At 72.9% G+C, this 22,381-nt stretch carries 22 protein-coding genes and 4 pseudogenes; 11 read left to right on the forward strand and 15 right to left on the reverse strand.

The window, feature by feature from the left end; genetic code table 11:
* Nucleotides 1-48: 48 nt before the first annotated feature.
* On the reverse strand, nt 49-567 hold the full coding sequence (locus tag ACIQ1J_RS10935) for a toxin-antitoxin system HicB family antitoxin (protein ID WP_403556049.1): 519 nt from the start codon (nt 565-567) through the stop codon (nt 49-51).
* 316 nt (nt 568-883) lie between these two features.
* Here ACIQ1J_RS10935 and ACIQ1J_RS10940 point away from each other — a divergent pair, with 316 nt between their 5' ends.
* Both ACIQ1J_RS10940 and ACIQ1J_RS10945 read left to right on the forward strand, forming a co-directional pair.
* Nucleotides 884-2,014 carry an NADH:flavin oxidoreductase gene (locus tag ACIQ1J_RS10940; RefSeq protein ID WP_403556051.1) on the forward strand — a complete coding sequence of 377 codons (1,131 nt, stop codon included), beginning with the start codon at nt 884-886 and terminating at the stop codon, nt 2,012-2,014.
* A 110-nt stretch (nt 2,015-2,124) separates the two neighbouring features.
* Nucleotides 2,125-3,648 carry a carboxylesterase/lipase family protein gene (locus ACIQ1J_RS10945; protein WP_403556053.1) on the forward strand — a complete coding sequence of 508 codons (1,524 nt, stop codon included), beginning with the start codon at nt 2,125-2,127 and terminating at the stop codon, nt 3,646-3,648.
* Between the two features lie 365 nt (nt 3,649-4,013).
* Here the strand turns inward: ACIQ1J_RS10945 and ACIQ1J_RS10950 are convergent.
* The 3 pseudogenes from ACIQ1J_RS10950 to ACIQ1J_RS10960 all read right to left on the reverse strand — a co-directional run.
* Nucleotides 4,014-4,067, reverse strand: a pseudogene (locus ACIQ1J_RS10950) (hypothetical protein); the annotation flags it as partial.
* 83 nt (nt 4,068-4,150) lie between these two features.
* A pseudogene (locus ACIQ1J_RS10955) lies at nt 4,151-4,243 on the reverse strand (DUF397 domain-containing protein); the annotation flags it as partial.
* Nucleotides 4,227-4,929, reverse strand: a pseudogene (locus ACIQ1J_RS10960) (helix-turn-helix domain-containing protein). The pseudogenes ACIQ1J_RS10960 and ACIQ1J_RS10955, both read right to left, overlap by 17 nt.
* A 93-nt stretch (nt 4,930-5,022) precedes the next feature.
* Here ACIQ1J_RS10960 and ACIQ1J_RS10965 point away from each other — a divergent pair.
* On the forward strand, nt 5,023-5,409 hold the full coding sequence (locus ACIQ1J_RS10965) for a hypothetical protein (protein WP_403556055.1): 387 nt from the start codon (nt 5,023-5,025) through the stop codon (nt 5,407-5,409).
* Nucleotides 5,410-5,412: 3 nt separating this feature from the next.
* Here ACIQ1J_RS10965 and ACIQ1J_RS10970 read toward each other — a convergent pair whose 3' ends face one another.
* The 5 genes from ACIQ1J_RS10970 to ACIQ1J_RS10990 all read right to left on the reverse strand — a co-directional run bounded on the left by ACIQ1J_RS10970 (nt 5,413) and on the right by ACIQ1J_RS10990 (nt 10,179).
* On the reverse strand, nt 5,413-5,991 hold the full coding sequence (locus tag ACIQ1J_RS10970) for a TetR/AcrR family transcriptional regulator (RefSeq protein WP_403556057.1): 579 nt from the start codon (nt 5,989-5,991) through the stop codon (nt 5,413-5,415).
* Nucleotides 5,992-6,065: 74 nt separating this feature from the next.
* Nucleotides 6,066-6,635: a hypothetical protein gene (locus tag ACIQ1J_RS10975; RefSeq protein ID WP_403556059.1), complete on the reverse strand. Its 570-nt coding sequence runs from the start codon at nt 6,633-6,635 to the stop codon at nt 6,066-6,068.
* Complete coding sequence (locus ACIQ1J_RS10980; protein ID WP_403556061.1) at nt 6,583-8,121, reverse strand: PTS transporter subunit EIIC; 1,539 nt, start codon at nt 8,119-8,121, stop codon at nt 6,583-6,585. The genes ACIQ1J_RS10975 and ACIQ1J_RS10980 overlap by 53 nt, the downstream gene beginning before the upstream one ends.
* A 15-nt stretch (nt 8,122-8,136) precedes the next feature.
* Entirely contained in the window at nt 8,137-9,072 is a 936-nt protein-coding gene (gene murQ, locus ACIQ1J_RS10985; RefSeq protein ID WP_403556063.1) for an N-acetylmuramic acid 6-phosphate etherase, read from the reverse strand.
* A gap of 129 nt (nt 9,073-9,201) precedes the next feature.
* Nucleotides 9,202-10,179 carry a MurR/RpiR family transcriptional regulator gene (locus ACIQ1J_RS10990; RefSeq protein WP_210962316.1) on the reverse strand — a complete coding sequence of 326 codons (978 nt, stop codon included), beginning with the start codon at nt 10,177-10,179 and terminating at the stop codon, nt 9,202-9,204.
* A gap of 55 nt (nt 10,180-10,234) precedes the next feature.
* Here ACIQ1J_RS10990 and ACIQ1J_RS10995 point away from each other — a divergent pair, with 55 nt between their 5' ends.
* Together ACIQ1J_RS10995 and ACIQ1J_RS11000 are read left to right on the forward strand one after the other, a co-directional pair.
* Nucleotides 10,235-10,615 (forward strand): hypothetical protein, encoded by a 381-nt coding sequence (locus tag ACIQ1J_RS10995; protein WP_403556065.1) that lies wholly within the window; start codon nt 10,235-10,237, stop codon nt 10,613-10,615.
* Between the two features lie 13 nt (nt 10,616-10,628).
* Nucleotides 10,629-10,916 carry a DUF4031 domain-containing protein gene (locus tag ACIQ1J_RS11000; protein ID WP_403556066.1) on the forward strand — a complete coding sequence of 96 codons (288 nt, stop codon included), beginning with the start codon at nt 10,629-10,631 and terminating at the stop codon, nt 10,914-10,916.
* Here ACIQ1J_RS11000 and ACIQ1J_RS11005 read toward each other — a convergent pair.
* Entirely contained in the window at nt 10,889-11,965 is a 1,077-nt protein-coding gene (locus ACIQ1J_RS11005; protein WP_403556068.1) for a GNAT family N-acetyltransferase, read from the reverse strand. The two genes, ACIQ1J_RS11000 and ACIQ1J_RS11005, sit on opposite strands and share 28 nt — an antisense overlap.
* Before the next feature lie 10 nt (nt 11,966-11,975).
* Nucleotides 11,976-12,641: a hypothetical protein gene (locus ACIQ1J_RS11010; protein ID WP_403556638.1), complete on the reverse strand. Its 666-nt coding sequence runs from the start codon at nt 12,639-12,641 to the stop codon at nt 11,976-11,978.
* A gap of 106 nt (nt 12,642-12,747) precedes the next feature.
* Between ACIQ1J_RS11010 and ACIQ1J_RS11015 the strand changes: the two are divergent.
* From ACIQ1J_RS11015 to ACIQ1J_RS11025, 3 genes and pseudogenes are all read left to right on the forward strand, one after another.
* Nucleotides 12,748-13,038 (forward strand): annotated as a pseudogene (locus ACIQ1J_RS11015) (TetR/AcrR family transcriptional regulator); the annotation flags it as partial.
* Nucleotides 13,039-13,129: 91 nt separating this feature from the next.
* Entirely contained in the window at nt 13,130-13,813 is a 684-nt protein-coding gene (locus ACIQ1J_RS11020; protein ID WP_403556070.1) for a maleylpyruvate isomerase family mycothiol-dependent enzyme, read from the forward strand.
* Nucleotides 13,814-13,899: 86 nt separating this feature from the next.
* Nucleotides 13,900-14,589 carry a copper homeostasis protein CutC gene (locus ACIQ1J_RS11025; RefSeq protein WP_403556072.1) on the forward strand — a complete coding sequence of 230 codons (690 nt, stop codon included), beginning with the start codon at nt 13,900-13,902 and terminating at the stop codon, nt 14,587-14,589.
* Nucleotides 14,590-15,006: 417 nt separating this feature from the next.
* Here the strand turns inward: ACIQ1J_RS11025 and ACIQ1J_RS11030 are convergent, their stop codons facing one another.
* Complete coding sequence (locus ACIQ1J_RS11030) at nt 15,007-17,082, reverse strand: HelD family protein (RefSeq protein ID WP_403556074.1); 2,076 nt, start codon at nt 17,080-17,082, stop codon at nt 15,007-15,009.
* A gap of 286 nt (nt 17,083-17,368) precedes the next feature.
* Between ACIQ1J_RS11030 and ACIQ1J_RS11035 the strand changes: the two genes are divergently transcribed.
* Entirely contained in the window at nt 17,369-17,554 is a 186-nt protein-coding gene (locus ACIQ1J_RS11035) for a hypothetical protein (protein WP_210962308.1), read from the forward strand.
* A 98-nt stretch (nt 17,555-17,652) separates the two neighbouring features.
* On the forward strand, nt 17,653-18,045 hold the full coding sequence (locus tag ACIQ1J_RS11040) for a hypothetical protein (protein ID WP_403556076.1): 393 nt from the start codon (nt 17,653-17,655) through the stop codon (nt 18,043-18,045).
* A gap of 13 nt (nt 18,046-18,058) precedes the next feature.
* Here ACIQ1J_RS11040 and ACIQ1J_RS11045 read toward each other — a convergent pair whose 3' ends face one another.
* Nucleotides 18,059-19,699, reverse strand: coding sequence for a DNA repair helicase XPB (locus ACIQ1J_RS11045; protein WP_403556078.1), 1,641 nt, complete (start codon nt 19,697-19,699; stop codon nt 18,059-18,061).
* Nucleotides 19,700-19,857: 158 nt separating this feature from the next.
* On the opposite strand from ACIQ1J_RS11045, the gene ACIQ1J_RS11050 reads away from it, so the two are divergent.
* The gene (locus ACIQ1J_RS11050; protein ID WP_403556080.1) at nt 19,858-20,451 is read left to right on the forward strand and encodes a recombinase family protein; all 594 of its coding nucleotides are present in this window, start codon (nt 19,858-19,860) and stop codon (nt 20,449-20,451) included.
* Here the strand turns inward: ACIQ1J_RS11050 and ACIQ1J_RS11055 are convergent.
* A complete protein-coding gene (locus ACIQ1J_RS11055) occupies nt 20,394-21,791 on the reverse strand; it encodes an FAD-binding oxidoreductase (RefSeq protein WP_403556082.1) in 1,398 nt (465 codons plus the stop codon). The two genes, ACIQ1J_RS11050 and ACIQ1J_RS11055, sit on opposite strands and share 58 nt — an antisense overlap.
* A gap of 70 nt (nt 21,792-21,861) precedes the next feature.
* On the reverse strand, nt 21,862-22,227 hold the full coding sequence (locus ACIQ1J_RS11060; protein ID WP_403556085.1) for a hypothetical protein: 366 nt from the start codon (nt 22,225-22,227) through the stop codon (nt 21,862-21,864).
* Nucleotides 22,228-22,381: the final 154 nt, after the last annotated feature.

Here is a 22,381-nt window from a genome sequence, read left to right on the forward strand (position 1 = left end):
TGGTGCGAATGAAGTGGCGCCGGTGAAGTGGTGCGGCTGGGTGCGCGGCTAGCGCACCCAGCCCGTGAAGCTCTGTCCGACGGTGCGGGTCTTCTCCGTCGGGCGCGGCCGGTTGCCGCCGTCGACCGCGGCCGACACGGCCCGCACCAGCCACGCGTTGACCGAGAGGCCCTCGTTGTTCGCGGCCTCCTCGGCGCGCGCCTTGAGGTGGGCCGGCAGGCGCAGGTTGACGCGGGCGGTGCCGCCCTCCTCGCCGTCGGAGGGCGCCTGTGACCTGAGCGGTTCGACGGACGCGCCGGCCCCTTCCTCGAAGCCGCCGTCGGTGGGCGGCGGCGTCACCACGAACTCGGGGTCGAGCCCGCGCAGCCGTACGTCGACCGAGCCGGGGGCGAGTTCACGGGTGATCTCGTCCATCGCGGCGGAGAGCACGTTGAGCATGGTCAGCCGGGTCGCCGACTCAAGGGGAGCCGTGAGTCTCTCGGCCAGCTCGCGGGCTTCGTCGCCACCGGCTTCGGCGGCCACCGCGAGTTCGCGGCGGAGGGCGTCGACGTACGGGGTGAGGTCCATGACGCCATCATGGCACCACAGTGGTGCCAAAACAAGCCTCAGTGGTGCCGGATGGGGAACGGTCTGGAGTGGAGGCGCTCTGACCTGCGGTGATGGATGGTGTCATTGAGTGGCTCCACTTGGCGCCATTGGGTGCCAGATGGAGTCAGGTGGCACCACGTGGCGCCACGCGGTGTCACTCCGGCTTCGGTGTGCTCCGGATCACGCCGGTCGGGCCATGCCGGCCGGAATGGTCGCGCCGGGTGCGATGGTTCTCGTTGAAGCAGGATGCATGCATACGCACATACCGCCCGGTACCCACCCGAGGAGCCCCCACGTGACCGTCACCGCACCCGACGCCGCCTCGCGCGCCGCCCAGATCCTCGCCCGCCCGGCCACCATCAACGGCCTGACCGTGCCCAACCGCATCGCGATGGCGCCGATGACCCGGATGTTCTCGCCGGGCGGCGTCCCCGGCGAGGACGTGGTCTCGTACTACTCCCGTCGCGCCGCCGCCGGTGTCGGTCTGATCGTCACCGAGGGTACCTACGTCGGCCACGACTCGGCCGGGCAGAGCGACAGCGTCCCGCGCTTCCACGGCGAGGAGCAGCTGGCCGGCTGGGCGAAGGTCGCGGAGGCGGTACACGCGGCGGGCGGCACGATCATGCCGCAGCTGTGGCACATCGGCATGGTCCGCAAGCAGGGCGAGCCCCCCTTCGCGGACGCCCCCGCCGTCGGTCCCTCCGGCCTGCGCATCGGCGAGGACGAGGTCACCGGCAAGGCGATGACCCAGCGCGACCTGGACGACGTCATCGGCGCCTTCGCCGAGGCCGCTGCCGCCGCCGAGCGCATCGGCTTCGACGGCGTGGAGATCCACGGCGCCCACGGCTACCTCGTCGACCAGTTCCTGTGGGCGGGCACCAACCGCCGCACCGACGCCTACGGCGGCGACCCGGTCTCCCGCACCCGCTTCGCCGCCGAGATCGTGGCCGCCGTGCGCGACGCCGTCTCGCCGGAGTTCCCGGTGATCTTCCGCTACTCGCAGTGGAAGCAGGAGGCCTACCGTGCCCGCCTCGCCGAGACCCCCGAGGAGCTGGAGGCGATCCTCGCCCCGCTCGCCTCGGCCGGCGTCGACGCCTTCCACGCCTCCACCCGCCGCTACTGGCACCCCGAGTTCGACGGCTCCGACCTCAACCTCGCCGGCTGGACCAAGAAGCTGACGGGCAGGACCGCCATCACGGTCGGCTCGGTGGGCCTGGACGGTGACTTCACCAAGGCATTCCTGGGCGAGGGCGCCCCGGTCGGCAGCCTCGACAACCTCCTCGACCGCCTGGAGCGCGACGAGTTCGACCTCGTCGCCGTCGGACGCGCACTGCTCCAGGACCCGCGGTGGGCCGAGAAGGTCCTCGCCGGGAGCTTCGACGCGCTCGCCCCCTACGACGCGGCGTCGCTGAAGTCCCTGAGCTGAAGTCCCTGAGCTGACCCGACCCGGACCGGATGCGCACCGCGGCGTAAAGTCCGTGGGATCACCAACTACTGCCGTACGTACGTCCAGCGGCGTTCAGTGAGGAGTGATCGATGACGAACCCCGAGGTCCCGGGGCCCGTGGTGCGCACCGTCGCCGGTTCGGTGCGGGGGCGGCGGGAGGACGGTCTGACCGTCTTCCGCGGCATCCCGTTCGCCGGGGCGCCGGTGGGCGAGGCCCGGTTCGCCGCGCCGCGCCCCGTCCGCGCCTGGGACGGAACGCGCGAGGCGTACGCCTTCGGCCCGCCGCCCCCGCAGGACCTCGGCATCGCGGGCGCCGCCGGCGTCCTGGACGCGCCCGAGGGCGACGACTGGCTGACGGCCAACGTCTGGACTCCCGCCCCCGACCCGGCCGCCCGCCGCCCGGTCATGGTCTGGATCTACGGCGGCGCCTACAAACTCGGCCACTCCGGCAGCCCCGGCTACGACGCCCGCCGCATCGCCGCCGACGGCGACCTCGTCGTCGTCACCTTCAACTACCGCGTCGGCATGGAGGGTTTCGCCCGCATCGACGGCGCCCCGGCCAACCGGGGCCTCCTCGACCAGGTGGCCGCGCTGGAGTGGGTACGGGACAACATCGCGGCGTTCGGCGGCGACCCGGACCGGGTCACCGTCTTCGGCGAGTCGGCGGGCGCCGGCTCCATCGCCTCCCTCATGGCCATGCCCCGCGCGGCCGGCCTCTTCCACCGCGCCATCGCCCAGAGCGTGCCGGGCGCGTTCTACTCCGACGAGCTGGCCCGGGACCTCGGCGCCGCCCTCGCCGCCGAACTCGGCCTGCGCCCCACCGTCGCCGACCTGGCGGCCGTGGACCCGGGGCAGCTGGTCAAGGCGGGGCAGTCCCTCGCCCCGAAGATGCCCGGGTGCGTGGACCGCTGGGGCCGGGCCGCGCCCACGGTCACCCCGTACTCACCCGTCGTCGACGGCGACGTACTGCCGGCCACGCCGTGGCAGGCACTCGCGTCCGGCGCGTCCCCGGACGTCGACCTGATCGTCGGCCACAACCGCGACGAGAACCGGCTCTTCACCGCGATGGCGGGCAGGCTCGGGCAGATCGGTGAGGAGCGTGCGAGGGCGGCCCTCGGCCTGTACGCGCCGGGCGGCGAAGCGGCCTACCGGGCCGCTTACCCGGGCGTGTCCGCGAACGACCTGTACGAACGCGTCCAGACCGACTGGATCTTCGCCATGCCCTCGCTGCACCTGGCCGAGGCGCATCTCGCGGGCGGCGGCCGGGCGTACGTCTACGAGCTGACCTGGCCGGCCCCGGCCGACGGCGGTGCGCTGGGCGCCTGCCACGCTCTGGATGTCCCGCTCCTCTTCGGGACGTTCCAGGCCGACGCGGGGCTGCTCGTCTTCGGCGGTGCCGAACCTTCGCCGGAGGCGCTCGCCCTGTCGTCCCGTTTCCGGTCCTCGTGGACCGCGTTCGCGCGCACCGGTGACCCCGGCTGGCCCGCGTACGACACGCAGCGGCGTCTGGTCCAGGTCCTGGACGCGGAGCCGGTCGTCGCGCCGTACCCGGAGGAGGCGTCGAGGCGCCTGTGGGAAGGGCATGAGTTCGGGGCGCTGCCTCTGCTGGGGTGAGGCCGCCCGCTTCTTTGCCAGTGTCGTGCTTCCGCGACCCGAGTAAAGGGCGCTGCGCGTCGGCTGCGCCGATCGGCCTGCGGCCGACCCTTGACTCGGGTCGCTCCAGCACGGGTGAGAAGCGAGCGGGCGGCCCGGGGAAAGCGGTGGCCCGGGTACGTCGGTCCCTTATGCGGGCTCCCCGGTGCCCCGGCGTGCGGGAGCGCGCTCGCGCCTCACCTGCACGCCGGGCCGTCTCGGCGGCTATCGGTGGGTGGTGGGTGGATCGGTTGCGGGGTGGTGGGTGGTCTCCGAAACCGAGGACACTTGGGCCCGAAGTGTCCTCGGTTTTGGGAGAGGGGGTGGGGGCACATCCGTACCAACGGTCACTTGCCGGCCGGGGCCGCCGCCTTGAGGTCGCTGACGAAGGCCGCCCAGGCGCCGGCCCGGAAGAGAAGGTTCGGGCCGTGGGGGTTCTTTGGGTGTTCTTACTGTCGCGGACGGGGACGACGGTCCCTTCGACGGTGGCTTCGAGGCAGTCGCCCCCGTCCCCTGCGCTGTAGCTGGACTTGTGCCAAGTGACGCTACGGAGATGGGCATCAGGGGTGCTGTTCATGCTCGTAAGCCTGCGCCACCGACTGGATCAGGGCCAGGGAATCGGGTGGGGAGAGAGCGGTGGGCTGTAGGAGGCTGAACGTGAGGGTGTGACGGGCGAGCGTGGCGGGATCGTCGAGCAGCTTGCCCATGTCCAGTCCCTCGACGAAGCAGAGCGGAGCCGCGTCGGCGAACTCCATGAGCTTCAGCGAGCCGCCCATGGCGGCATGCGTCCCGGCACTGAACGGCAGCACCTGCGCGATGACCCGGCGACGGCCCACCAGGCCCGCGACATGGTGGAGGGCCTCCGCCACGGCTGCTGTTCCGCCGACCGGCCGTCGGAGTGCGGCCTCGTCCAGTACCACCCACAACAGCGGCGCTGTTGGACCGTCCAGTAGCCGAGTCCGCTCCATGCGGGTGGCCACCAGATCCTCGATCCGCCGAAGCCGCGCAGTTGCGCTGGAAGAAGTCCTCCGTCGCGAGGACCTCGTCCAGCAGGCGCGCGTACTCCGGCTGCATCCTCCGTGCACCGGCCTCCAACTGGCCGATGAACGAGCCGCTGACGAACAGCCGTCCGCCCAGTTCCTCCTGGCTCAGCCCGGTCTTCTCGCGGGCACGGCGTAGCTCGGCGCCCAGCAGGGCGCGGGGGGACGAGGCGGGGTCGAGGTCTTTCGGTCCAGGCGTGGCTTGGAACTCCCGGTCGCACAGCAGGGGTTGTTGGGGCGCCCTGTATGGCCGGGTCAGGGGCGGGTCGGACACGCTGTGTCGCGAATCACGGACTCAGCGTGGAGGTGAGGAAGGGTGCGGTCGACCGAAGAAGTCGTCGAGTCCTTGCGGCAGGCCCTCGTGGGTGCCGGAGTCGTACTGCCGTCCCTGTGCGTCGATCCGGTGACCGGCGCGAGCGAGGAACCGTTCGCGCTGGTCGGCCTGGGGCGTTGCAACGTCCGGGTCGCCGAGCGGCCGGCGTCGGTGGTGCGGGGTGAGCGGCCGGCGGTCGGTACGCATGCCGTGGACGCGCGGGACGGGCGGGTGGGGGAGGTGATGGGGCATGGCGGCGGCGTGCGGCTGCGCCCGGTCGGCGGGGGCCGGGAGTGGGATTGTACGAAGGGGGCGGTGGTGGATGCGCAGCCGGAGGAGGTGATGCGGGCCCGGCTGCGCAAGACCCACCACGAGAGCGTACGGGGCTAGTGGCTAGTCCGGCGCCACGATGCGTTCGACGGCGGCGGCCACCAGCTCGTCGCGCTCGGCCGGGGTGAAGACGTCCGGCAGGGTGAGCTGTTCGACGATCAGCCAGTTCAGGGCGAGGTAGAGCAGCTTGACGGCCATCGCGTCGCCGGGGAGGCCGGATGCCTCGTGGTAGGAGACGTTGGCGGCGACGTCGGCGCGGATGCGTTCGGTCAGGACCGCACGCAGCTCGGGGCGGCGGGTGGCCTCCAGGCGGAGTTCCAGCAGCGCGAGGTAGCCGGTGCGGAACGAGGCGATGCGGTCGACCAGTTCGCGCATCAGGACGACGTAGGTGTCCCGGTCGCGGTCGGCCGTGCGCTGGCGGGCGATGGTGGCCTCGTCGGGGTGGAGCCGCTCGTAGACGCGGGCGCCGGCCTGGGTGAGCAGGTCGTCGCGGTTGGCGAAGTAGTTGGACGCGGTGCCGCCCGGGACGGCGGCCTTCGTGTCCACCGCGCGGAAGGTCAGGCCCCGGGCACCCTGCTCGGCCAGTACCTCGATCGCGGCGTCCACGAGGGCGGCGCGACGTACGTCGTTCCGTCTCACCATGGTGAAAACACTCCAGGCGTAGTACTACAAGTAAGCCACTGTGGGCATAGTACTGCGCGGAGAGGGGGAGGGGTTCAGATGCCGCCCATCGGTTCGATGTCCACCCGGACCGGCGTGCCCCACACCCGCAGTACCTCGTAGTCCGTGAACTCGTGGACGAGCCGGTACGCCATGGCGGCGCGGGGCGCGCGCAGTTGGGCCGTGATGTACAGCTCGGCCTCGCGGCGGTCGCGGCGCGGGGTGCCGCACAGCTGCCACGCCTGGCCGTTCCACAGCTCGGGCAGCCAGCGCTGCTGGGGCTGCGGCCGCTCGCCCCGCATCCCGTACCGGGACTGGACCGGCTCGGTGTGCCGGGCGGGGAGCGGGCCGCCGTTGTACTCGGTGCGGCGGGCGCTGCGGCGGCGGGTCTCGCACAGCAGGCACAGGTCGGGGGCGGCCTTGTCGACCGGGCCGTTCGGGTGTTCCGGGCAGCGGGTGCTGGGGGCCGTCGTCGAGACGCTCTCCGCCAGCTGGTCCATCGCGCGCTTGAGGTCCGCGCGGACCTCGTGCAGCTTGGCGTCCGGCGTGTCGGAGGTCAGGGCCTCGCCGTGCTCACCGAGGAGACGCAGGGCGCGGCCCAGGGCGGTCAGCTGGGCGTGGTTCATGCTCCCCAGAGTCGCACACGGCACGGTCGGCGCCGTCGCTCAAGCCGAAGAAGTACGTCGCCACGAAGCCGACCACGTACCCGGTGAGCAAACCGCCGCCGTACACCCCCGCCGTCGCCGCCCAGCCTCCGCCGCCCGCGAGGAGCGGGAACAGTGCCCAGCCGGACGGGCCGATCGCCGTCGCCCCCACGCCGGTGCCGAGCATCGAGAACAGACCGACGAAGGCGCCGCCCGCCGCCCCGCCCACACAGGCGGTGAGGAAGGGGCGGCCGAGGGGGAGGGAGACGCCGTAGATCAGGGGTTCGCCTACGCCGAGCAGGCCGGCCGGGAGCGCCGATCTGATCGTCGTACGGAGGGTGGTGTCGTGGCGCAGGCGGACGTAGACCGCCGCCGCCGCGCCGACCTGGCCGGCGCCCGCCATGGCCAGGATGGGGAGCAGGACGGTGTGGCCCTGCTGCTCGATGAGGGTGGTGTGGATGGGGATGAGGGCCTGGTGGAGGCCCAGCATCACCAGGGGGAGGAAGAGGCCGCCGAGGATCAGACCGGCCAGGGCGCCCGTCGTCGTCAGGAGCCAGTCGGCCGCCGTGCCGATGGCGGTGGCGACCTCGCCGGCCGCGTACATGAGGACGTAGAGGGTGACCAGGCCGGAGACCAGGACCGTCAGGGTCGGGGTGAGCAGGACGTCCAGGGTGCCGGGGAGGCGGGCGCGGCACCACTTCTCGACCTGGCAGCCCAGCAGTGCCGCCGCCAGCGCACCCAGGACGCCGCCCTGGCCGGGGGCGAGCGCGGCGCCGAACGCGGTCACCTTCGCCACGCCCGGGTAGACGACGACGGCGGCGACCGCGCCGCCCAGTACGGGCGTGCCGCCGAACTCCTTCGCCGTGTTGTGGCCGACGAACACCGCGATCAGCGCCATGAAGGCGGAGGAGAGGGCGGCCAGGGCGGGGGTGATGCCGGGGAGCCATCCCAGGTTCGTCAGCAGGCCCGCGATGCCCGCGACGATTCCGCAGCCGATCAGAGCCGGGATGAGCGGGACGAAGATGTTCGCGACGCGGCGCAGGGCCGTCTTCAGCGGAGTCGCGTTCCGCCGCTTCTGCCGCGCCCTCAGCGCGGCGCCGCGCAGGGCGAGGGCGTCCGCCGTGCCGCCCCCACCGTTCACCGGGCCGGCGGCGGGAGCGTCCGCCGCGCCCACAGGAATGTCCGCCGCGCCGCCCCCGCCGGCCGCCAGCAGCGCCTCGAACGCCTCCGTCACCCGGCCGACCACCCCCGGCCCCAGCACCACCTGGTACGAGTCGCCCTCCTCCACCACCCCCAGCACGCCGGTCAGCGCGCGCAGCGCCGCGTCCGCCACCCGGGTGCGGTCGGCCAGGCCCAGGCGCAGGCGGGTCATGCAGTGGGCGACGGACGTGACGTTCGCGGCGCCGCCCACCAGGGGGAGCAGCGCGGCGGCCGTGGCGGCGGGGTCCTTGTGGGGGTCCTTGTGCACTCCCCGAGCGTGCGGTCAGCCCTTCGCCGCCGCCAGCGCGGCGCGCAGGTGGCCGCCGGAGTCCTCCAGAAGGCGGGCGGCCGTCGGGCCGTCCACATCGGCCAGCAGGGTCAGGATCGCGTGCTTGACCTCGCCGCCGGTCGCGGTCAGGGCCCGCTCGATCTCGTCGTCGGCGGCGCCGGTGGCGAGCGCGACGATGCGGCGCGAGCGGGCGCGCAGCTTCTCGTTGGAGGCGCGGACGTCCACCATCAGGTTCCCGTACGTCTTGCCGAGACGGATCATCGTGATCGTCGACAGCATGTTCAGGACCAGCTTCTGCGCCGTACCGGCCTTCAGACGGGTGGAGCCGGTGATCAGCTCGGGGCCGGTGACGACCTCGATGCCGTGCTCGGCGGCGGCGGCCAGGGCGCTGCCGCTGTTGCACGCCAGTCCGACGGTCAGGGCCCCCCGCGTGCGGGCGTGCTCGACGGCGCCGATGGCGTACGGCGTGCGGCCGGAGGCCGAGACGCCGACCACCGCGTCGTCCGGGGTCAGGCCGAGGGCGTCCAGGTCGGCGCGGGCCAGTTCGGCGGAGTCCTCGGCGCCCTCGACGGAGGTGACCATGGCGTCCGGGCCGCCCGCGATGAGGCCGACGACCTGCCCCGGGGCGGTGTTGAAGGTGGGCGGGCATTCGGAGGCGTCCAGCACGCCCAGGCGGCCGGCCGTGCCGGCGCCCGCGTAGACCAGCCGCCCGCCGCGCGCCATCCGGGTGGCGATCGCGTCGACGGCGGCGGCGATCTCGGGCAGCCGCTCGGCGACGGCGGCGGGCACGGCGGTGTCCTCGCCGTTCATCACGCGCGCGATGTCGAGGGTGGGCATCCGGTCGATCTCGGCCAGCTCGGGCCGGAACGCCTCGGTGGTCAACGTCTCCAACTGGGTACGGAGGTCGGGGTGGTGGGGGGTTGAGGTCATGAGAAGCCGCTCTTTTCAACTTCGGTGCCTGTGACTGCCCAGGGGCGCGGGACTGTACTGATATGCGGCTCCGCCGCGTGGGCGCGACCAGCCACACTGCGGCCCGCAGCCACCCACACAGCTCAAGCCCTACGGTCTCCCGCGCGACCCATGCCGATGAGCCAACGCCTCATAGGACGCCGCCAGAGCCGGCGCAGCCGATTCGTACGTCCGCTGCGCCACCCCCACGAACAGACAGTCCACCACCAGCAGCTGACTGGTCCGCGACGACATCGCCGCCGGCCGCAGCTCGCTCTCCCGCGACGTGGACGTGGTCAGCACGTGGTCGGCGTACTGCGTGACGGGGCTGTCGGGCCGGCCGGTGACCGCGACGGTCGTCGCGCCGCGTTCGAAGGCCGCCCGCAGCGGCTCGATCACGTCCCCGGTCGAACCGGAGTGCGTGATCGCGATGGCGACGTCCCCGGCCCGCAACTGCACCGCGTTGGTGACGGCGAGGTGCGGATCGCCGGGCGCGTGGGCTATCAGCCCTATGCGCAGCAGCTTCTGGGTGAGGTCCTGGGCGACCAGCCCGGACGCGCCGATGCCGTACACGTCGGTGCGGCGGGCGGCGGCCAGTGCGGCGACGGCCGCGCCCAGCTGGACGGTGTCCAGGGCGGCGGCGGTGTCGGCGAGGGTCTGCTGCTCGTCGTAGGCGAGCTTGGCGACGACGTCGGCGATCGGGTCGTCGACCGCGATGTCGGTCGTGATGGCGGGCGCGCGGCCGGACTGCTGCTGGGCGGCGAGTCCGGCGAGCGCGAGGCGCAGGTCGCGGTAGCCGGGGTAGCCGAGCAGCCGGGCGGTGCGCACCACGGTGGCCTCGCTGGTGCCGGTCAGCTCGGCGAGGCCGGTGACCGTGAGGGCCGCGCAGCCGGCGGGGTCGCCCGCGACGGCCTCGGCGACCCGCTGCATGGAACGGGTCATCGACGGCGCCAGCGTGCGCACCTTGGCCGCGAGGGCGGCGGGCGCGGGCGGCGCGCCGCCGCTTCCGGCGCCCCGGCGGCCACCGGTCGTACCGGTCGCACTGCCGCCGCCCGCGCTGCCGAAAGTTTCCTTCACTTCATCGGTCACTCATGAAAGATATTTTCGTTTCGGTTCGCGGGTCAAGAGTGCGCACAATGGGTGCATGGACCCCATCAGCCCCCTGGAGCAGGCGCTGCACGCCGCGCGCGCCCTCGTGCTCGCCGACCTGGTGGCCGGCCAGGTCGCCGAGCCGGACGTCGTGTCGCTGGTCGAGGAGTCCGTCGTACAGCGGCGCTGGTGGGTCGAACAGTGGCCCGAGGGCGCGGAGTTCGTGGCCGGGCTGGTCGCGCAGGACGTGCAGGACGCCCTGCTGGAGCGGTACGGCCGCTGGCCGCTGTGCCCGGTGTGCGGCTCGGGCGACCCGCACGCGCTGGACGTCGAGCCCGAACTGGGCCCCGACCCGTACTGGGTGTGCGGCAAGGCGGGCGTCAAGGTCGCGGCGGTCGGTTCGCTGGGCGCGGCCATCGGCGGCCCGCGGACGTGACGAGGGCGACCCGGTGACCGTCTACATCGACCCGCCGGCCTGGCCGGGGCACGGCCGGATGTGGTCGCACCTCGTCAGCGACGTCTCCTACGCCGAGCTGCACGCGTTCGCCGGGGCCCTGGGCGTGCCGCGCCGCGCCTTCGAACGCGACCACTACGACATCCCCGCCCAGCGGTACGCCGACGTCGTGTCCGCCGGTGCGCTGGAGGTCAGCAGCCGCGAGGTGGTGCGGCTGCTGCACGGAGCGGGGCTGCGCCGGCGCAAGGGCTCCGCTCAGCCGCGCGGGCCCCGCAGCTCGTAGGCGAGTTGCTCCTCGTCCCCGGCGACCCGGGTGAAACCGGCGCGGACGATCACGGCCTGGGAGGCGAGGTTGGACTGCTCGGTCGTCGCGAACACCGACGTCACCTCCTCGCGGGCCAGCGCCCAGGCGGACAGCGCCCGCAGGGCCTCGGTGGCGTAGCCGTGGCCGCGGGCGGCCTCGGCGACGTCGTAGCCGATCTCCACCCGGCCCTCCTCGTCCGGCGCCCCGTGGAAGCCCATGCCGCCGACCGCGCGCCCGTCCCCGCGGCGCACGAGTACGAACACGCCCCACTCCGGCCGGTGCACACCCGCCTCGTACGCCTTCAGCAGCATGCCGGCGGCGTCCCGCGTGCCCTGGAAGGGACCGCTCCCGACCCACTCGAAGCCCCCGTCGCCGCCCGCGGCCAGGCCGGTGGCGGCGGCGGGCGTGACGCCCTGGAGAGTGAGGCGCTCGGCCCCGATCACCAGGTTGTTGCGCCAGCGCCACTCGGTGACCGGGGCGCGTCCGGGCAGTTCGCCGCGGCCGGTGGCCCACAGCAGGGTGCGCCAGGGGCCGGTGCCGGGCTGGATGTGCGGGAAGATCCGGGCGAGGACGTCCGCGCACAGTCCGGCGGGCGGCTCATAGGTCAGCCCGAGGCCCTCGGCGATGTCGTGCGTGTGCGCGAGGACCTCGGTGATCCCCATGGCGGCGAAACCCTCGCGGTCCGCGCTGCGGAAGGGGTACGGGTGGAAGGCGCGGACCTCGCGCGGGGTGGTGCGGACGGTGGCGGCGAGCAGTGCGCCGGCCGTCTCGACGACGTGCAGGACGCCCTCGTTGTCCGTGCCGTCGTCGAGGGTGATCCCGAGGGGGACGTAGGCCTCGGTGGCGCGTCCGGCGAGCTGGCCCGCATAGGCGATGAGGTCGCTCGCGATGTGCTCCGCCGTGTAGCGGCAGCTCCACTCCAGCCGCCCCGCCGGAACCGCCTCCCAGTCCCGGTCCGCCGCCGTCCGCAGCAGGGCGACCGCGCCCGCCACGGCCTCTTCCAGCTGTTCCCCGCCCATGCTCCGCATGCCGGGCAGGCTACGGTGCCGGGCTGTCCCCGAGCGACAGTATTTCCAGCTCCCCGGTGAGGTTGTGGCGGGCGGTCGCCTCCCACTCGCGCCGGCCGTGCGGGGTGTGGAACAGCCGGGGCAGGCCGAGGAGCTGGCGGAGGACGGCGGCCCGGCCCGCGCGGAAGGCGTCGTCCGGGACGAAGTGGTACTCCTGCCGTACGGCCGCCGTGTACGCGGCGTACGCCGACGGCGGCGAGGCGAGAATCGCCAGGTCCGCGTCGCACAGCACCTGCCCGTCCCGGTCGTCGCCGGCCGGGGCGTGGGTGACGGTGAGGCGGACCAGCCGGGCCACCTCGGCGGTCCGCTCCGCCGGGACGCCGGCCTCGGGCAGGGCGCGCTCGGCGAGGCGGGCCGAGCGCTCCTCGTTCTCGGAGCGGTCGGGAAGGTAGACGGCGTCGTGGAACCAGGCGGCGAGGCGCACCACGTCCGGGTCGTCGGCGTACTGCTCCAGCACGTCGACGTGGTCCAGCACCGCGGCCAGGTGCGCGAGTGTGTGGTAGCGCCGCTGGGGCTCCTGCCAGCGGGCGAGCAGGTTGTCGGCGTACGGCGCCGGGTCGGGACGGCCGGAACCGGGCGCGCCGGCTCGGTCCAGGGCGCGGGCGAAACGGGAGCGCAGGGCGTCGAGGTCGGCCATGGACTCATTGTTCCAGCGGGTGTCTCTCGCTCGGGTCATAGCTTCTCGCTGCATCTGGAAGGTGTAGTGGCGCAGGCGCGAAGAGGCACCCGAGAGGTTGCGGACCGTGAGGGACACGCGAACGAAGGCCCCGCGCGAGCGCTACCGCGCCCAGGTGCGCGCGGAGATCAAGGAACACGCGTGGGAGCAGATCGCCACGGCGGGCGCGTCCGCGCTCTCGCTCAACGCGATCGCCAAGCGGACGGGCATGAGCGGCCCCGCCCTCTACCGGTACTTCGCCGGCCGCGACGAGCTGATCACCGAACTCGTCCGGGACGCCTGCCGGAGCCTCGCCGACACCTTCCGGGCGGCCGCCGGGGCCGGTGCCGGCCCGGCCGGGCCGGCGCACGCCCTGCGCGGAGTTCGATCCCGTCCTGCTCTGCGCCGCCGAACTGGACGACCTGCTCGAACGCTGACCGGAAGCCGCACCGGGCCCTACCGTGGAGCCCATGACGACTCCTGCTGACGTGCACGACGTACGCGACCCCGAGGTGCCCGGGCGGCTGCTGGCCGTCGAACGCGACGAACTGGTGCCGCTGCTGCGGTCCCGGGCGGACGGGGATTTCGCGCTGCCGGTGGCCGCGTGCCCGGGCTGGACCGTGCGGGACGTGCTGGCGCACTGCTCCAGCGCGCTGATCCGGGTGGTGGACAACCGCTTCGAGGACGGTGTCTTCTCTCCCGCCTCCAACGACCGCGACATCGCCGAACGCGCCGACTGGACGAACGCCCGGGTCCTCGACGAACTGGAGCGCGGCATGGCCGAGGCCGGTCCGGTGATCGGCCGCGCGGGCGGTGCCCTGGACGCGATCGCGCTGGGCGAGTGGGTGCACGCGGGTGACGTGCGGGTGGCCCTCGGCGAGCCGGGGGCCTACGCGGGGCGCGGGCTGCCGGACGCGCTCGCGCTGCTCGGCACGCTCACCCGGGACCGCGGTCACGTGCCGCTGCACGCCGACCTCGACGACGTGGACGAGCCGCTGAAGCTGGGCGAGGTGAGTGGTGAGCGCCCGCCGGGACGGTTCATCGGGGACGCCGCCACCCTCGTACGGCTGTACGCGGGCCGGCCCGTGGACGACGCGGCCGGGTTCGAGCTGGCCGGGGTGGAGGCGGCTGAGCTGAACCTCTTCGGCGGCTGAGCGGGGACGAGTGGGAGCCCTGGCCGGCTGTCTGGGCGTAGTCTTGGATTGGACTAGACCTGTAGCAGGCCGACGAATGGGGTCCCATGAGCAAGCGTGCAGTCCTGGAGGTGATCGCCCTCGACGTCGAGGACGCGGTCGCCGCCCAGGCCGGAGGCGCGGATCGCCTCGAACTGGTCACCGACATGGCGGCCGACGGACTCACCCCGTCGGCCGCGACCGTCGCCGCGATCCGCGCCGCCGTCGACATCGACGTACGGGTGATGCTGCGGCTCGCGGACGGGTTCGCCGCCGGGGACGTCGAGCGGCTGGCACGGGTCGCCGCGGAGATGCGGGAGGCCGGGGCCACGCAGTTCGTGCTCGGGTTCCTCGACGCGGACGGTGACGTGGACCTGGGCGCGGTGGAGCGGGTCGCCGGCGTGCTGGACGGGTGCCGGTGGACGTTCCACCGCGCGATCGACCGCGCCTCGGACCGGGACGCCCTGCGCAAGCAGCTCGCGGACTTCCCGGGCCTGGACACGTACCTGACGGCCGGGTCGGCCGGCGGGGTGGACGACGGGCTGCCGCTGCTGCTCACCGAGGCGCGACGGCGGGGCGAGCCCGGGTACGGGCAGCAGCTGCTGGTCGGCGGCGGCCTGCGGCTGGACCACGTACCCGGGCTGCTGGACGCGGGGATCGACGGCTTCCACATCGGCGGCGCGGCGAGGCCCTCCGGGTGGGACGGGCCGGTGTCGGCGGCGGCGGTGGGGGAGTGGCGGCGGGTACTGGGGCACTGAGCGTTGCTCCGCGACACCCTGCCTCGCCGCTCGCGGGGGCGGGTCGCGCGGCCCGGCGGTGCGGGGTGCCTCCCCCACGCTCGGCGCCTCCCCCACGCTCGGCTCCTCCCCAGGCTCGGCTCCTCCCCAGGCTCGGCTCCTCCCCCAGGCTCGGCTCCTCTCCCACGCTCGGCTCCTCTCCCACGCTCGGCTTCGCTCGCGCGGGGGGACCGCCATGAGTTCTCGGCTTCGCTCGCGCGGGGGGACCTCCATGAGCGGGAGGTGCCCTCACCGCCCACCCGTGCCGCCCCTGGGGGCACCTCCCAGGCCGTTCAGGCTCTGGGGGAGGTCACGATTGCCCGCAGCTGGGCAGCTGGGCAGCTGGGCAGCTGGGCAGCTGAGGTAGCCGGGATAGCCGGGGCAGCTGTGCCGGCTGGGCTATTCCGCCAGCTGCGGCGGCAACCCCGCCCCGTGCGTCACGATCAACCCCGACACCGCGCGGGTCAGCGCCACGTACAGCCGTCGCAGCCCCGTCCGCTCGTCCGGTTCGCCGTCGACCACGGCCCGCGGCTCGTCCAGGACCACGTAGTCGTATTCCAAACCCTTGGCCAGCGAGGCCGGCACCAGGGTCAGGCGGGTGGTGCGGGTCGTCTCCTCGCCCGGCCCGATGAAGCCGATCCCCGCCGCCCCGAGGGCGTCGGCCAGCTCCGGCACCCGCGCGTCGGCGGCGATCAGGCCGACCGAGCCCTCGCGCTCCAGCAGCTCGCGGCACGCGGACACCACGTCCGCCGCCCCGTCCGCGGTCGTACGGATGTCGAAGAAGCCCGGGTTCTCACGGATCGACGCCACCGGCGTCAGGCCCGGCGCGATGTCCGGCAGCAGCCGGGACGCGTACGCGATGACATCCGTCGGCACGCGGAAACCGGCCGTCAGCTCCTCGACCACGGCCTCCTCCTTGCCCAGGTGGGCCAGCGCCTCCGCCCAGCTGCGGGTCGCCCACGGCGTGGTGCCCTGCGCCAGGTCGCCGAGGACGGTCGCCGAGCCGGTGGTGCAGCGCCGGCCCACCGCGCGGTACTGCATCGGGGAGAGGTCCTGCGCCTCGTCGAGGACCACGTGCCCCAGGGAGTGGGTGCGCTCGATCAGATCCGTGGCCTCGTCGATCAGCACGGCGTCGGCGGGTGACCACCTGGCCGACTTCACCGAGCGGGCCGGCTTCACCCACAGCAGCGCCTTCCGCTCGTCCTCGGTGAGAACGCCCTCGGCGTGCTCGGCGAGGAAGTCCGCGTCCGTAAGGAGGCGGAGGACGAGTTTCGCCGGCTCGACCTGCGGCCAGACGGTCTTCACCACCGCCTTCACGGCGGCGTTGCGCGCGACCGCGTTCTGCACCCGGTCGTCCGGCGCCTCACCGGCCCGCTCCATCTGCACCAGCACGGCGTGCGCGATGCGCTGGGGAAGGGCCTCGCGGGCGGCACCGTAGCGGATGTCGCGGGCGAGCAGCTCCCGGACGATCTCCTCCACCTCGTACGCGGCCACCCGCCAGCGGCGTGCGCCGCGCACCACGACCACGCCCTCGGTGGGCAGGGTGACGTGCGAGTAGAGGGCCCTGCGCAGGACCTCCGCCATCCGCGCGTCGCCCTTGATCACCGCCGCCGTCGTCTCGTCCGCCCCGCGCACCTCGACGTGCGCCACCAGGCCGTCGACGGTGGCCTGGCGGACCGTCAGCTCACCGAGGGCCGGGAGGACCTGCTCGATGTAGTGCAGGAAGGACTTGTTGGGCCCGATGACCAGGGTCCCGGTCCGGGCGAGGCGCTCGCGGTGGGCGTACAGGAGGTAGGCGACCCGGTGCAGGCCGACCGCCGTCTTCCCGGTGCCGGGGCCGCCCTGCACGCAGACCGAACCGGTCAGCCCGGCGCGCACGATCTCGTCCTGCTCGGGCTGGATCGTCGCCACGATGTCGCGCATCGGGCCGACGCGGGGCCGTTCGATCTCCTGCTGGAGCAGCTTGCTGGTGACCTCCGCCTCGGCCGGGTCGGACAGGTGCTCGTCCTCGTAGGCCGTGAGGTCCCCGCCGGTGTATCCGAAGCGGCGGCGCAGCGAGATGTCCAGCGGGTCCTTCTTCGACGCGCGGTAGAACGGCTGCGAGACCGGCGCCCGCCAGTCGATCACCATCGGGTCGCCGTCCGCGTCGTGCACGTGCCGCCGCCCCACATGCAGTGTCCGATAAGCAGCCTCCGGCTGCGGGCGCTCCCCCTCCCCGCCCTCCGCCCGCTCGGCACCGGGAGCGTGCAGGTAGTCGAGCCGGCCGAAGAACAGCGGGGTCTCGCTGAGGTCGGCCAGGGCCTTGATGCGCTGCTCGATCTGGCTCCCCAGGACGGCGGCGTTGACCCAGTTCGCGGTGACGTCGGTGATGTCGAGGGACTCGACGTCCTCCCGCATGGCGCGCAGCGCGGAACGGGAGCCGGCCAGGTGGGAGCGCTCTTTCGCGAGGGGATCGTCGTGCACGGGCGTGGACAAGGGGGTGCCTCCGGGTGACCTGCGGCGTGGTGGGCGCGGGCTGCGCGCGGTGGGCCGACCGGTTTCCGTCCGGACGGCGGCGCTCCGTGGGGAGGCGGGCGAGAGCGGAGATTCTAGGGGAGTGGGCACGGCGCCGGCCAACAGGTTTTGAACCCCCTAGGGGTCGGGCCCTCCGACAGCCCTCCGACCCGGGGGAGGGCGTCCCCCTGGAGGCGTACACGGCGATGGGAGGGGTTCGGTCCGCAGACCGATGCCGTTCGGGGGCTCGCAGTCGCACCATGGAGACATGAGCGCAGCAACCATCTCCCCCGTCCCGGCACCGGGCCGCGCGTCCGGTGCCACGCCCGTGGCCGGCAGCCACCGGCACCGGCTCGGTGACGCCCTGCGTGTCGTCAGGGTGTTCGCGGGCGCCGCCTTCGACGTGGTCGTGCTCGGCGAGTACGGCGAGGAGGCGGGCGTCCGCCGGCACTGACGCCCGCGTCCCCCGCCGCGCCGACTGAGTACCGACGCGTACCGGTCTGAGTACGTACGCCGGTGCGCGGGGCCCGGCCGCGCGGCTTGACTGGCCGCATGAGCCCACAGGACTCCGCGGCGTGGCCCCCGCCGTCCCCGCCGCCGTACCCGGCCCCGCGGGACCACCGCGACCCGCTGGCCTGGATAGCGCCGACCGTCGCCACCGTGCTCCTGAGCGTCCTGGGACCGGCGGCCGGACTCCTCGGCCTGATGTCGGTCATGGCGACCGACGGCTGCGGCACCGAGTGCTCGCAGGCGCTGACGAACGCGCTCACCCTGATCTACGGCAGCCTGTTCTTCGGCGGTTTCCTCGCCTTCGGAGCCTGGCTCGCCGCCTGGGTGCTCCCCTGGACCCGCCGCTGGTCGGCCACCCGCATCTGGCCGGCCGCCGCCTCGCTGCTGCCGCCGGTGTTCGTCCTGCTGCTGGTGTTCACCCTTCCCGCGCCCTGAGCCGGCGGTGCGCTCAGCTCTCGGTCAGCACCTCGTCCGCGTCCATGATCCGGTACGCGTAGCCCTGCTCCGCCAGGAAGCGCTGGCGGTGGGCCGCGAAGTCCTGGTCGAGCGTGTCGCGGGCGACGACCGAGTAGAAGTGCGCCTGGTGGCCGTCGGCCTTCGGGCGCAGCACCCGGCCGAGGCGCTGGGCCTCCTCCTGCCGGGACCCGAAGGTGCCCGACACCTGGATGGCGACGGTCGCCTCCGGCAGGTCGATGGAGAAGTTCGCGACCTTGGAGACGACGAGGACGCTGATCTCGCCCTGGCGGAAGGACTCGAAGAGCTTCTCCCGCTGGGCGTTGGACGTCTCGCCCTTGATGACCGGCGCGCCCAGGTGCTCACCCAGTTCGTCGAGCTGGTCGATGTACTGGCCGATGACGAGGATCTGCTGCCCGGCGAAGCGCCGCACGAGCGCCTCGGTCACCTTCCGCTTGGTCGCGGTCGTCGCGCAGAAGCGGTACTTCTCCTCGGTCTCGGCGGTGGCGTACGCGAGGCGCTCGGAGTCGGTGAGGTTGACCCGGACCTCCACGCAGTCGGCGGGCGCGATGTAGCCCTGCGCCTCGATCTCCTTCCACGGCGCGTCGAAACGCTTCGGGCCGATGAGGGAGAACACGTCGGACTCGCGGCCGTCCTCGCGGACGAGCGTCGCGGTCAGGCCGAGCCGCCGCCGCGCCTGGAGGTCGGCGGTGAACTTGAAGACCGGCGCGGGCAGCAGGTGCACCTCGTCGTAGACGACCAGCCCCCAGTCCCGGGAGTCGAACAGCTCCAGGTGCGGGTAGACGCCCTTCCGCTTGGTCGTCAGCACCTGGTAGGTGGCGATGGTGACGGGCCGGATCTCCTTCTTCGTCCCGCTGTACTCGCCGATCTCGTCCTCGGTCAGGCTCGTGCGCTTCACCAGCTCGTGCTTCCACTGCCGGGCGGAGACGGTGTTGGTGACCAGGATCAGCGTCGTCGACTTGGCCTGCGCCATCGAACCCGCCCCGACCAGCGTCTTGCCCGCGCCGCAGGGGAGCACGACGACGCCGCTGCCGCCGTGCCAGAAGTTCTCCACCGCCTGCTTCTGGTACGGCCGCAGCGCCCACCCGTCCTCGGCCAGCTCGATCGGATGCGCCTCGCCGTCGACGTACCCGGCGAGGTCCTCGGCGGGCCAGCCCAGTTTCAGCAGCGTCTGCTTGATCTGCCCGCGCTCGGAGGGGTGCACGGCCACGGTGTCGGGGTCGATGCGGTTGCCGACGAGCGGCGCGATCCGCTTCGACTTCAGGACCTCCTCCAGTACCGGCCGGTCGGTGGTCGTCAGGACCAGCCCGTGCGCCGGGTGCTTGGAGAGGGTGAGGCGGCCGTAGCGGTCCATCGTCTCGGCGATGTCGACGAGCAGCGCGTGCGGCACCGGGTAGCGGCTGAACTCGACGAGGGCGTCCACGACCTGCTCGGCGTCGTGACCCGCCGCCCGCGCGTTCCACAGGCCCAGCGGGGTCACCCGGTAGGTGTGGATGTGCTCCGGGGCCCGCTCCAGCTCGGCGAACGGCGCGATGGCCCGACGGCACTCGCCGGCCCGCTCGTGGTCGACTTCGAGGAGCAGGGTCTTGTCGGACTGGACGATCAGGCAGGACACACATACCTCCGGATATAGGGTCGTCTCATGACAGGACCAACGCCTGTCACAGCACGGGCTATGCCCCGTGCCCGACGCCGGAAGGGGGTCCCGGCCGGCGCGCCGGGGATGCGCGCCGCTATCCATGTTCGCCTATCGCGCGAAACCGACGAGACGACTTGCCTGAACGCAGGCGCGCGGCCTGTGCAGCGTTGTGCGAGGCACGCGGCCGGGAGGTCGTGGCCGCCGAGGAGGACATCGATGTCTCGGGCTTCTCGCGTGGGCTCGACCGGCCGGGACCGCAACGCCTCCTGACCAGGCTCGCCGAGCTGGACGTGATCCTGTTCTGCAAGATCGACCGGCTTGCGCGTTCGACGGTCGGCTTCGCGGAGATCATGCGACTCGCCGAGTACCAGAGCGTTGCGCTCGCGTCGGCGACGGAGCCGCTCGGCCGCACGTCGTCCACGGGCCGGGCCATGGCGAAGCTGATCGCGGTCTTCGCCGAGCTGGAGTCCGGCACCACCGGGATGCGGGTGTCCAGCGCGCACGAGCACCTGCGCCGCGAGGGCCGCTACACCGGCGGTCGGGTCCCGTACGGGTACATGGTCGTCCCCGACCCCAACGGGGCGGGCAAGGCCCTTGCGGTCAACGAGGCGTCCCTTCCCCCCTGGCCACACTCACGCCGGACGACGGGCGAGCGCGGCGACTTCACGTCTCACGCCGCGGACGGTGGGATGTTCTGGTTGGCGCGGAAGAAATTGTCCGGGTCGTAGGCGCGTTTGACCGAGGCCAGCCGATCGTAGTTGCCGCGGTAGGTGGACCGGACGCGTTCGGGGCCTTCCGCTTCTCCGAGGAAGTTGACGTACGAACCGCCCATGGAGTGCTGGTGCAGGTCGGTCCAGTAGTCGACGCACCACTGTCGGATGAGATCGTCGTTTGCCGGATCGGGATCGATGCCGCCGATGACGCCCGACCACACGGCGTCCCGGTATGCCCAGGCCGTCTCGTCGGGGCCGACCTGGTGGGCCGCCCCGTCCACCGGGTACAGGTGCATCGTCGACAGGTCGGTGGGAATGCCCTGGCCATACCTCTCGTGCACCGCGATGGCGTCATCGGAGATGGTGTCGAAGAAGTCGCCGCGCCAATACCACTGCAGCCCCTTGGGGATCAGCTCGTCGAACATGGTCTGCAAGGCGGGGTAGGGCATGGGCGTGGTGAAGTGGAACGCCGGCGGCGCCGGGTCGTTGACGACCGACAGCACCTCCTCCAGGCGATCGGCCTCCAGGTCGCCCGTGTAGCACCAGATCACGCCGCACATCTTCTGCCCGTGGATCGGTTCCGGGAAGGGCGGCCCGGGCGGTATGACCAGGACGGCGAAGAAGCCGGTGAGATCCTGCGGCGCGGCGGGCAGGAACTCCCGGTACCACCGCAACACGTCTCCCGTGCGGTCGATCGGCCACACGGTCGCCGCGACCCCGACCGTGTGCACCGGGTGCAGCCGGTAGGTGAACGACGTGACCACGCCGAAGTTGCCGCCGCCGCCCCGCAGCGCCCAGAAGAGATCCGGGTGTTCCTTCTCGGAAGCGGTGACGAGGCTGCCGTCGGCCAGGACGACATCCGCGGCGATCAGGCTGTCGATCGTCAGGCCGTACCTGCGGGTCAGATGGCCGTGCCCGCCGCCCAGCGTGAGACCTCCGACCCCGGTGGTCGACATGATCCCGGCCGGTACGCCGAGGCCGAAGGCGTGTGTCTCGTGGTCCAGGTCGCCGAGCTGACTGCCTCCGCCCACCTGCACTGTTGCCGCCTCGGGGGCGACGCGCACCCAGCGCATCGGGGACAGGTCGAGCGTGAGCCCGTCGTCGATCAGGCACAGCCCCGGCCCGCTGTGACCGCCACCGCGAACCGCCAGGTCAACCCCCGTCTCCTGGGCGAAGGCGATGGTGGCGCGCACGTCCGCCGCGCCCACGCACTGGGCGATGGCGGCCGGACGGCGGTCGATCATGGCGTTGTAGAGGCTGCGGGTCTCGTCGTAATGGGCATCCTGCGGCGTGATCACGTGTCCCCGCAGGGTCGCGCGCAGGCTGTCCAGAGCAGTTGCGTCTATGCCGCTCATGGTGGAACACCCCTTGGAAGGTGTGGAAGCGGGTGGCTGCGAGGGAGGCGGCAGGGCGGAGTCCGGCGTGTCACCCCATGTGGGATTTCACGTGGTCGAGGACTTCGTTGAAGTCCTCGGAGGGCGAGAAGTCCACGTACTCGCAGTCCTCGACGGCCTCCGGCGCATGGCCCGGTGGCCAGTAGAAAGCCTGCCCGGCCTCGTAGATTTCCTCGCCGGTCCTGGTCAGCATCCTCAGCCGCCCCTTGAGCAGGTAACCCCAGTGAGGGCACTGGCACAGATCATCGGGCAGCCCCACGAGCGCGGGTGCCAGGGTCGCACCCTGGGGGAGCCGCACGAACGCGGCGGTCATGTCCCCGCCGACCTCCAGTGCCCGCAACTCCACGCCATTGCCTTCGATCGCGACGGGGGTGTCGTTCCGTTTCGCCGCCGTCATTGCGCCTCCTAGGCCGGGCCGTTCACCCAGGGATCCGGGCAACGAATCCGCCCCGTCTCCAGTGTGATGCCGGACACCGGGGTGTGCGACCTGTGGCAGCTCCGGGACGGGCGAAGTGACGGCGACGACGGCACACGGAGACCGACGACCGGAT

The sequence above is a fragment of the Streptomyces sp. NPDC097107 genome, from assembly GCF_044762405.1.
GTDB lineage: Bacteria > Actinomycetota > Actinomycetes > Streptomycetales > Streptomycetaceae > Streptomyces > Streptomyces thinghirensis.